The sequence below is a fragment of the Haladaptatus sp. genome, from assembly GCF_049589095.1.
Classification (GTDB): Archaea; Halobacteriota; Halobacteria; order Halobacteriales; family Haladaptataceae; genus Haladaptatus.
In genome coordinates this window covers 1-8,781 of record NZ_JBAWAC010000038.1, presented here as the reverse complement: position 1 = coordinate 8,781, position 8,781 = coordinate 1, and the positions used below count along the sequence as shown (strand labels likewise).

Genomic DNA, 8,781 nt, shown 5'->3' with positions numbered 1-8,781 from the left:
CCGCGAAGACGACGCCGGGGACGTAGGAGATGTACGACGGTTGGTGGACCGCCACGGTATCGCCGGGGTTCACCAGCGCGCGCATCGCCACGTCGATGGCTTCGCTCGCGCCCGCGGTCACCAGAATCTCATCGTCCGGATCGTACTCGTGATCGTAGCGCCGGACGTGGTCGGCGATGGCTCGCCGAAGGTTCCGGCGGCCGCGGTTCGCGGTGTAGGACGTTTTTCCGCGCTCCAGCGCGTCGATGGCGGCGGTTCGGGCGGCCCACGGCGCGGAGAAGTCCGGTTCGCCGACACCCAAGGAGATTACGTCGTCGCGCTCCTCGGCGAGTTCGAAGAACCGACGGATGCCGGACGGCGGGACCTGTTGAACTCGGTCGGCCGGTTTCATGGCGAGATCGAGAGGCGGTCGTCCTCGTCGCGGTCCTCGAACTCGATGCCGCGTTCCTTGTACGTCTCCATCACGAAGTGGGTGACCGTCTGGGTCACCTCCGGGATGGGTGCGATCTGCTCGGAGACGAAGTTCGACACGTCGTGCATCGAATCGCCCTCGACGTCGATCGCGAAGTCGTAGTCGCCGCTGACCAGTCTGAGCGAGACGACCTGCGGGAACTTGGCGATTCGGCGGGCGATCTCCTCGTAGCCGGTTTCCCGGTCGAGTTCGACGTTGAGTTCGACCTCCCCTTGGACGTGTTCGTCGTCCACGTTGTGCCAGTCCACGACCGCCTGATAGCCGCGAACGACGCCGTCCGCTTCGAGTTTTTCGATCCCTGATTCGACTTCCGACTCCGACAGTCCGGTCTGTCGTGCGAGGTCTGTGGGGCTCTCGCGGGCGTTCGACAGCAGCAGTTCGAGCAGTTCCCGTTTCGGTTCCATAGAATCCCGTTCTAGACGCGAGCACAAGTAGTTTGGTCGTGTGTGACAAGTATTGCCATTGTAAGCCAGAGAGACAGTCGTCTCTGCATGATCAAGTCGTTGATGCCAGTGGTCGGGGAACGGAAACTGGATGACGCGAGTTCGAGAAGCGACGCGGGAGGACGTCGACGAGATTCTGACGCTCCATGTCGCGGCAATCCATGCGTTCGGCCCGGACGCGTACGACGAAGAGCAGGTCGCGGCGTGGGCCGAGAAGGACGATGGAACCGCGGGATATCCCATCGACGAACCGGGTCACTACCTCGTGGTTGCGGAAGCGGACGAGGTGGTCGGATACGGTCATCTCGTCCCGGAAAACGATGAAGTGCGGGCGGTGTACGTGCATCCGGACGCCGCTCGACGAGGTGTCGGGTCGGTGGTTCTCTCCCATCTGGAGGGCTACGCTCGCGGTGCCGGATTGCCCCGACTCGAACTGTGGTCGTCGCGCAACGCCGTCGCGTTCTACGAGCGGATGGGCTACCGTCCCGTGACCGAAGAGGCAGTCACGAAGGGGTACGACGGACGTGACGTCGCGTTCCCGGTGGTCGTGATGGAGAAGCGAATGGAATAACGGTCCGCGAGACTGTTCGGGTTAGCTACGTGACGGGATGTCAGGAAAACCAAAAAGGATAAACAGCGTTTAGGCCTGCCTAAACACGTATGTCTGGAACACCACCGAACCCGTCCCGACGCGACTATCTCCGGGGCGGCGGTGCGCTCGTCGTCGGCGGGTTGCTCGCCGGGTGCAGTGACAATGGCTCGAATTCGGCGAATGGACAGACGGATACCTCGGACACCGGAAATGCGTCCTCGACCTCCGGGGAAACGACCTCGAACGACGGTGGCCCGTACTCGGTTTCGATGTCGCCGATGGGGAACGTCGAGTTCGATGGTGTCCCGAAAAGCGCCTTCGTGATTTTCCCGCAGTACGCCGACATGGCCGTCGCGCTCGGCCACGGCGACGCGGTCAACGCCATCTACGTGCCGGAGATGTCCGGCAAGACGATGAACACGTACTACGACCGGCTCGACGGCGTCTCCTTCGAGTGGAAGGACTTGCCGAACGCCTTGGGGAGCAGTCTGAGCGAGGAGCAACTCTACCAACTCGACAGCGACGTACACTTCGCCGATCCCGCCTACGTCTCCACCCAGAAGAACTGGTCGAAGTCGGACGTCGAAAAGGTCGGGAAGAACGTCGGGCCGTGGTTCGGCAACTTCTACAGCGGAACGAACGGCGAACCGCCGAAAGGGTACCGCGACGGTTACCAGTACTACGGCCTCTGGGACATGTTCGGCAAGGTGGCGGACGTGTTCCAGGAGAAGGAGCGCTACGACGCGCTCAAAGGGATTCACGACGACGTGATCTCGACCATTAAAGAGAAGCTCCCGCCTAAAACAGAGCGACCGACGGCCGTCCGCGTCACCTACAGCGACGGGAAGTTCTACACGTATCACCTCAACAAACCCGGCTACTGGTTGGCCGACACCCGCCCGCTCGCGGCGAAGGACGCCTTCGCGGAGAAGGACTGGGGCAGCCTCTGGGGCACCGTCGATTACGAGACGATGCTCGAAGTGGACCCGGACGTCATCCTCCACCTCTGGGGCGTCTCGCCGGGCTACTACGTTCAGGACATGAAGAAGAAGATCCAGAACCACCCCGCCGGAGGGAAGCTCTCGGCCATCGAGAACGACCGCTTCTACGCGTCCGGAATGCGGTATCAGGGGCCGCTCATGAACCTCTTCCAGTTGGAAATGACCGCGAAGCAACTGTATCCCGACCAGTTCGGCGAGTGGCCGGGCTACGAGAAGAAGAAGCCGTACCCCGAGATTCCCGAGGACGAACAGCTGTTCGACCGCACGAAGCTGGCCGACATCGTCACCGGAAAATAGCTACCACCAGGTCGCACCCACCGACTCACTTCTTTCCGTCTCCGGTTTCGTCCCGTACAACGCGGCCGAGTGAAGTGTCGTCACAGACGTTCGTCGCCCGCTCGGCGGTCATCGGCGTGTGGCCGAGAACCTCGCCGTCTTCCACGAAGAACCGAACCGACGGGTGGCAGTTGTGCTTCGGGTGGATGCAGAAGTCGAAGTCGAGCCACTCGCGCACGACCAACCCGTCCCCGTGCGGCCACCCCTGTTCGACGTTCTGGGTGAGCAACGACTCGACGACGTCGTCGATGACCTCGGGGTCGCGGCGATAGATGAACGACCCGTCGCGCAACCGCACCGTCGCGGCCTTGACCTGCGTCCGGACGAACGCGCGGTCGTACTCGTTTTCCTCCATGAACGCGAGGATATCGTCCGTCTCCCAGCGAATCCCGTCCTCGTCCGTTTCGAGCGGGACGAACGTCGTCTTCGGAACCGGCACGTCCAACTCGCGAAGTCGGGACCAGTAGCTGTCGAACCGACACCGTTCGTCGGCGAAGTTCGTGATGTGGAGTGACGGGGAGGGCATTGAGAACAGTTCAGCCGGGAGTCACATCACTGTATCGCCGGAACACCCCCCGAGACGGGGGAGTTCGGGCGATGACCGTCGAGAACCACGGGAGACTCCAACTCATTTCATATCGTGCCATACGATTTATTGGTGGATTCGACCGCAATCGTTCGTGTTGTCGTCGAGGAGCGGAAACCGTATTCTACGGGACCCGCTCGACCACAATCAAATATTCTGAGAAAATATCCGACGTTCTATCGTATTCTGCAAACCATCATGGCGTGACCGTATCAATATAAGGGACTGCCGGACGTTGGCATCGGCGTACCATGTCAGATGCTAGCGCACGGACAGTACGAGAGCAGTGGGGGAGTCGGTTCGGCTTCCTCATGGCGATGCTCGGGGCGATGGTCGGCGCGGGAAACATATGGCGAATGCCGTTTACGACCGGCGAGAACGGGGGTGGAGCGTTTCTCGTGGCGTACATCATCCTCCTGTTCCTCATCGCCGTCCCCGGCCTGATGGCCGAGACGGTGTTCGGGTCGTACACGGATCGCGGCGTCATCGGAGCGTTCAAATCCGCCTTCGGCGAGGGTCGGGCGGAAGGACTCGGGTTGGTCGTCGTCCTCGTGAACATCGCGTTGATGTCCTACTACGCGCCCATCATCGGGTGGACGCTGTACTACGCGGCGCACTCGCTCCTTCTGACGTTCTCTCAACCCAGTTTCGCGTCGGAGCCGTTCTGGAATTCGTTTTCCGGATCGCCGTTGCTCACCGTCGGGATGGACACCATCGCGATGGCGGCGACGGCAGGTGTGCTCCTGTTCGGCATCAAGGACGGCATCGAGCGCGTCGTCAAATGGATGATTCCGTTCCTCGTCCTCGCGCTCATCGCGATCGGAATCAAGGGACTCACGCTCCCCGGCGCGATGGATGGACTCGCGTTCGCGTTCACTCCCAAATGGGAGTACCTCAGTAAATCGTCCACCTGGATCGCCGCGCTCGGACAGGCGCTGTTCTCCACCGGACTCGGTTGGGGTATCGCACTCACCTTCGGGAGCTACCTCAGCAAGAACGACGACGTGCCACTCGGCGGTGGCGTCTTCACTGCCATCGGCAACACGAGCATCGGTCTGCTCGCCATCTTCGCCACCTTCCCGGCGGTGTTCGCGTTCGGCCTCGAACCGAGCGCCGGTTCCCAACTGGCGTTCGTCGCGCTCCCCAAAGTGTTCGGAAGCATGGCGGGCGGGCAGGTCTGGGCCATCCTGTTCTTCGTCGGCTTCCTGTTCGCCACGTTCTCGTCCGGACTCGCCATCACGGAAGTCGCGGTGACGACGATTTCCGAGGAGACGAGATTGAGCCGGAAGAGCACCGTGCTCGCCGTCGTCGGTATCATTTGGCTGCTCAGTCTACCGAGCGCCTATTCCGGGGACTTCCTCAACACGATGGACTTCATGTTCGGGAACTGGGGCCTGCCGCTCGCGACCCTGCTCATCATCCTGACTGTCGGGTGGAAACTCGAAGCCGAACCCATGCGCGTCGTCGCGCTCAACCGCAACTCCGACATTCACGTCGGTCGGTGGTGGGTGCTCGTCATCAAGTACCTCATCCCCATCGTGATGGTACTGATAATGGGCGACTACGTCTGGATGAATCTCGGCACATCACTCGTCCAGACCGTTGGCGGTGTCGTGCTGATGGCCGTCCTGCTCGTCGGTTCCGTCCTCATCATGGGCGCACTTCGCGGCCGCGGAGGCTCGCGTGAAGCGTCGGATACTGCCGCAGGAGGGGGTGACTGAGATGGCACTCTCAACGAGCACGTGGATCGTCATGTTCGGTGCGATCATCGTCCTCTGGGGAACTGCAGTGTGGGCGCTCGTTCGCTCCCTGCGCGACGAGGACGAGAAACTCGAACTGTTGGACGAACAGGGCGAGATCGACACCTACTCGCCCCGCTCGTTGACCGAACTCCGGGAGTGGATTCGGGCGAATCCCGGCGACAAGCACGCGGACGAGGCCCGTGACCGATACAACGAATGTGTCGAGACGCTCAGACGAATCGACACGACGTTCTACGACTGGGATCGGAGCGAGATAGACTCGCTCGAAAAGCTGTAGTGCGGTAATTCCGTCTTTTATTCCACGCGGCACGGAAGGCTTTCGAGTCCGTACAGCACCTGACTCGGAACCGGTTTTTTCGCCCCGTCCGTCGGCTCGATGGTGTCGAACTGTTCCAACAGCGCCTTGAGGGCGACGTCGGCCTCGACGCGAGCGAGCGGTGCGCCGAGGCAGTAGTGGATTCCCTTGCCGAACGCGATGTATCGGTTCGGACTGCGCTCGGGACGGAACTCGGTGGGGTCGTCGAACACGTCGGGGTCGCGGTTCGCCGAGGCGATCCACGCCGAGATCACGTCGCCCTTCTCGATGGATTTACCGCCGACTTCGACGTCGCGGGCGGCGACACGGCGAAGCGACTGGACGGGCGAGCGGTAGCGGAGCACCTCCTCGATGGCCTTTTTTGCGGTCGATCTCGCCGGATCGAACTGCTTCCATGGTACCCTGTTCGTGGAAACACCAGATCGCGTTCGTGATGAGGTTCGTCGTCGTGATGTTGCCCGCGATGAGGAGCAGCATGCAGAAGCCGACCTTTTCCTCCCGGTCGAGTTCGTCGCTCGTCGCGGCGAGCGTCACGAGGTCGTCGCCGTCCCCGTCGGATCGTTCGTCCAGGAGGTCGCCGAAGTACTCGCCCATCTCCCGACGAGCGCGTTGGCGCTCCTGCTGATTTTTTTCGACCGCCGCTTTCGTCTCCTCGCGCGGACTGGCGACGAGCGCGTCCGACCACGCCTTGAACTCGTCCCGGCGGTCGGCGGGGATACCGAGCAGTTCCGCGATGACCGTCACGGGGAACGGGTACGCGAAATCGCCGACGACGTCGATTCGATCTTCGTCCGCGATTCCGTCCAAGAACTCGTCGGTCAGCGCTTCGAGTCGGGGTTGCAGTTCGCGTATCGTTCCGGGCCTGAATCGCTCGTTCACGAAACCGCGAAGTCGGTCGTGTTCGGGCGGTTCCGTGTTGATCATCGTCCGGTTGAACCCTTGCTGGTCGTCGTCGAACGGCGACTCCGTGGCGTCGCGTACGTTGGACGTGAACGTCTCGTAATCGGAGAGAACGCGGTCGACGTCCTCGTATCGGAACACGTCCCACATGTTCCGGTCGTCGTCGTACCGGACGGGCGATTCGAGACGCATCTTTTCGTACCAGTCGAACGGTGCCACTTGTCGTTCCCTGTCGCGCAGCGCTTTCGGAGGGCGGAGGACCGCCGCGGGTTGATCGGACGCCATTGATTGAACGATCATTCAGTCAGTTATAGGCTTTTTGGTGGTGTCGAGTGGCCCGGATAAAAGGACGTAGAGCGGATTTTCGACAGATCAACGGTCATTCATCCGTCATAGAATAAATTTGTTAACATTATTTAATACCGTGAGTGTTGTACGCCCGTTCGGGGGGATTACTAATGGACACGAGTGACCGGAAACGTGAGCGACGGCAGTTCGGAATCGCTCACCTCGGAGGGGTCGATGGCGACTGAAACCACGGAAACGGGGACGGAGGCGGAAGGGGAAACCGGGTCGTTCCTCGACACGTGGGGGACGCTCGTCGTCGTGACCATCGTCATGTTCGTCGTCAGCCTCGACGGAGCGATGATTCCCGTGGCCATCGAACCGATCAGCACCGACCTGCGGACGGGTGCGAGCGGCGTGCAGGCCGCGCTGGCCATCTACTCGGTGGTGGATGCACCGCTGTTGCTGACCGGCGCTGCGCTCGGCGTCCTCTACGGCAACAAACGGATCTTCAGGTACGGAATCGTGCTCTTCTCGATCGGGTCGCTCATCGGTGCGTTGAGCCCGTCGCTCGGGGTATTCATCGTCGGTTGGTCGGTCATCAAGGCGTTCGCCGACACCATGGTGACACCCATCTCGCTCGCGTTGCTTCTCGCCACCTACGACGGGAAACGGCGGGCGACCGCGTTCGGCGTGTGGGGTGCGGTCACCGCGTCGGCACAGGCCGTGGGACCGCTGCTGATGGGATTTCTGGCCACGGTCGCGACGTGGCGGTTGGCCATCGGCCTCGAAAGCGTCGGCCTGCTCGCGGCGTTCCTGCTGTTGTTTACGGTTCGTGAGACCGAGACGCAGGAGGAGGCCGTGTTCGACTGGGGTGGGACCGTCCTCTCGTTTCTCAGCGTCGGGGCCATCATCGTCGGCTTCCTGTTGGCGGGGCAGTACGGGTGGGTGACGCCGATTCGCCCGTTCGTGGTCGGTGGCGTGACGATCGCGCCGTTCGGGCTCTCCATCGTCCCGTTCGTCTTCGGGTTCGGGCTGACGGTGCTGTGGGGTCTCGTCGAGTGGGAGCGACGACGGTTGTCCCGCGGGGAAGCCGTGCTGTTCCGCCCGAAACTGTTCACGAACGCGTGTACGTGACGGGGCTTTCGATTTACGCCATCTACAGCATCGTCACGACCGGGTTCGGGTTCGTCCTGCCGACGTTTCTGGCGATGGCCGTCGGGTTCGACCCGTTGACCATCGGCACCGCGTTCCTGCCGTTCGCCGTCGCCGCGATTCTTGTCTCGCTGGGGTCCGGAACGGTGGAGAAGTACCTCTCGCCGAAGCGCATGATTCAGGTCAGCGTCGTCCTGTTCGTCGTGGGACTGCTCCTGCTCGGAACCGTGCTGTCACCGACCGTTTCGGTGGGCTCGATGGTGGCACCGTTGGCCGTGTTCGGGGCGGGTGCCGGTCTCATGCGAGCGCCCGTCTCGAACGTGTCACTGTCCGCGGCGGGCAACGAGAAGGGCGGTGAAGCATCCGGTATCCTCGAAACCGGAAAGGAGTTCGGACGGGGGTTCGGTAACGCCGTCGTCGGGAGCATATTCCTGGCGAGTCTGTACGGCGGCATCGTGGATCAGGTCCTGAACTCCACGGGCATCAAGGTGTCACAAACCGAACGAAGCCGACTCGTCGAGTCGCTCGAAGATGCGGCGCAAAACTTCAATTCGCCGGGGAACAGCGCCGCCGCCGGGGGGCTTCCGAAAGCGGTTCAGGGACTGTTGAACCGAATCGTCGAGACCGCGGCCGTCGATGCGGTACAGATCGCGCTGGTTCTCGTCGTCGGGTTCGTCCTCCTACAGCTGATACTCTCCGGGTTCCTGCCGAACACGCGTCGCTCGGAGGTAGACGAGGAGTGAACGGGGAATTATTGACCGTGTCTGCCTTTTGAGGAATTCGCGGTCGAAAGCGGTGATAGCGGTGATAGCGGTGATTGCGGTCAAAACAGTGATAGCGGTCGAAAACGGTACCGGAGGTCCGGTCGATCAGTGACGCGCGGTGCCGGGGGACGGCACCGGCGTTCGCTCGCGCGCCGCCCTCCGTCGTCC

9 protein-coding genes and 1 pseudogene are annotated in these 8,781 nt (G+C 62.1%); 6 read left to right on the top strand and 4 right to left on the bottom strand.

Features of this window, described 5'->3' with window-relative positions:
• Together WBV42_RS01305 and WBV42_RS01300 are read right to left on the bottom strand one after the other, a co-directional pair.
• Positions 1-391 (bottom strand): aminotransferase class I/II-fold pyridoxal phosphate-dependent enzyme (locus tag WBV42_RS01305; RefSeq protein WP_423984438.1); only part of this gene is annotated, 391 nt, incomplete at its 3' end.
• Positions 388-876 (bottom strand): Lrp/AsnC family transcriptional regulator, encoded by a 489-nt coding sequence (locus tag WBV42_RS01300; protein ID WP_066143744.1) that lies wholly within the window; start codon positions 874-876, stop codon positions 388-390. The genes WBV42_RS01305 and WBV42_RS01300, both read right to left, overlap by 4 nt.
• Positions 877-1,006: 130 nt before the next feature.
• Here WBV42_RS01300 and WBV42_RS01295 point away from each other — a divergent pair, with 130 nt between their 5' ends.
• Positions 1,007-1,486, top strand: a complete 480-nt coding sequence (locus tag WBV42_RS01295) for a GNAT family N-acetyltransferase (RefSeq protein WP_423984437.1) — start codon at positions 1,007-1,009, stop codon at positions 1,484-1,486.
• Between the two features lie 89 nt (positions 1,487-1,575).
• Complete coding sequence (locus WBV42_RS01290; RefSeq protein WP_423984436.1) at positions 1,576-2,805, top strand: ABC transporter substrate-binding protein; 1,230 nt, start codon at positions 1,576-1,578, stop codon at positions 2,803-2,805.
• Positions 2,806-2,830: 25 nt separating this feature from the next.
• Here WBV42_RS01290 and WBV42_RS01285 read toward each other — a convergent pair whose 3' ends face one another.
• Complete coding sequence (locus WBV42_RS01285; RefSeq protein WP_423984435.1) at positions 2,831-3,370, bottom strand: hypothetical protein; 540 nt, start codon at positions 3,368-3,370, stop codon at positions 2,831-2,833.
• A gap of 311 nt (positions 3,371-3,681) precedes the next feature.
• Between WBV42_RS01285 and WBV42_RS01280 the strand changes: the two genes are divergently transcribed.
• Both WBV42_RS01280 and WBV42_RS01275 read left to right on the top strand, forming a co-directional pair.
• The gene (locus WBV42_RS01280; protein WP_423984434.1) at positions 3,682-5,151 is read left to right on the top strand and encodes a sodium-dependent transporter; all 1,470 of its coding nucleotides are present in this window, start codon (positions 3,682-3,684) and stop codon (positions 5,149-5,151) included.
• A gap of 1 nt (position 5,152) precedes the next feature.
• On the top strand, positions 5,153-5,470 hold the full coding sequence (locus WBV42_RS01275) for a hypothetical protein (protein ID WP_423984433.1): 318 nt from the start codon (positions 5,153-5,155) through the stop codon (positions 5,468-5,470).
• Between the two features lie 17 nt (positions 5,471-5,487).
• On the opposite strand, the pseudogene WBV42_RS01270 reads toward WBV42_RS01275, so the two are convergent.
• Positions 5,488-6,694 (bottom strand): annotated as a pseudogene (locus WBV42_RS01270) (cytochrome P450).
• A 195-nt stretch (positions 6,695-6,889) separates the two neighbouring features.
• Between WBV42_RS01270 and WBV42_RS01265 the strand changes: the two are divergent.
• Both WBV42_RS01265 and WBV42_RS01260 read left to right on the top strand, forming a co-directional pair.
• Positions 6,890-7,831 (top strand): MFS transporter, encoded by a 942-nt coding sequence (locus WBV42_RS01265; RefSeq protein ID WP_423984432.1) that lies wholly within the window; start codon positions 6,890-6,892, stop codon positions 7,829-7,831.
• A complete protein-coding gene (locus tag WBV42_RS01260) occupies positions 7,828-8,592 on the top strand; it encodes an MFS transporter (protein WP_423984431.1) in 765 nt (254 codons plus the stop codon). The genes WBV42_RS01265 and WBV42_RS01260 overlap by 4 nt, the downstream gene beginning before the upstream one ends.
• The last annotated feature ends 189 nt before the right edge of the window (positions 8,593-8,781 follow it).

Excerpts from the sequence above, each read along its gene's own strand:
- WBV42_RS01300 (WP_066143744.1), bottom strand. The coding sequence starts at position 876 with ATGGAACCGAAACGGGAACTGCTCGAACTGCTGCTGTCGAACGCCCGC.
- WBV42_RS01295 (WP_423984437.1), top strand. The coding sequence starts at position 1,007 with ATGACGCGAGTTCGAGAAGCGACGCGGGAGGACGTCGACGAGATTCTG.
- WBV42_RS01290 (WP_423984436.1), top strand. The coding sequence starts at position 1,576 with ATGTCTGGAACACCACCGAACCCGTCCCGACGCGACTATCTCCGGGGC.
- WBV42_RS01285 (WP_423984435.1), bottom strand. The coding sequence starts at position 3,370 with ATGCCCTCCCCGTCACTCCACATCACGAACTTCGCCGACGAACGGTGT.
- WBV42_RS01280 (WP_423984434.1), top strand. The coding sequence starts at position 3,682 with ATGTCAGATGCTAGCGCACGGACAGTACGAGAGCAGTGGGGGAGTCGG.
- WBV42_RS01275 (WP_423984433.1), top strand. The coding sequence starts at position 5,153 with ATGGCACTCTCAACGAGCACGTGGATCGTCATGTTCGGTGCGATCATC.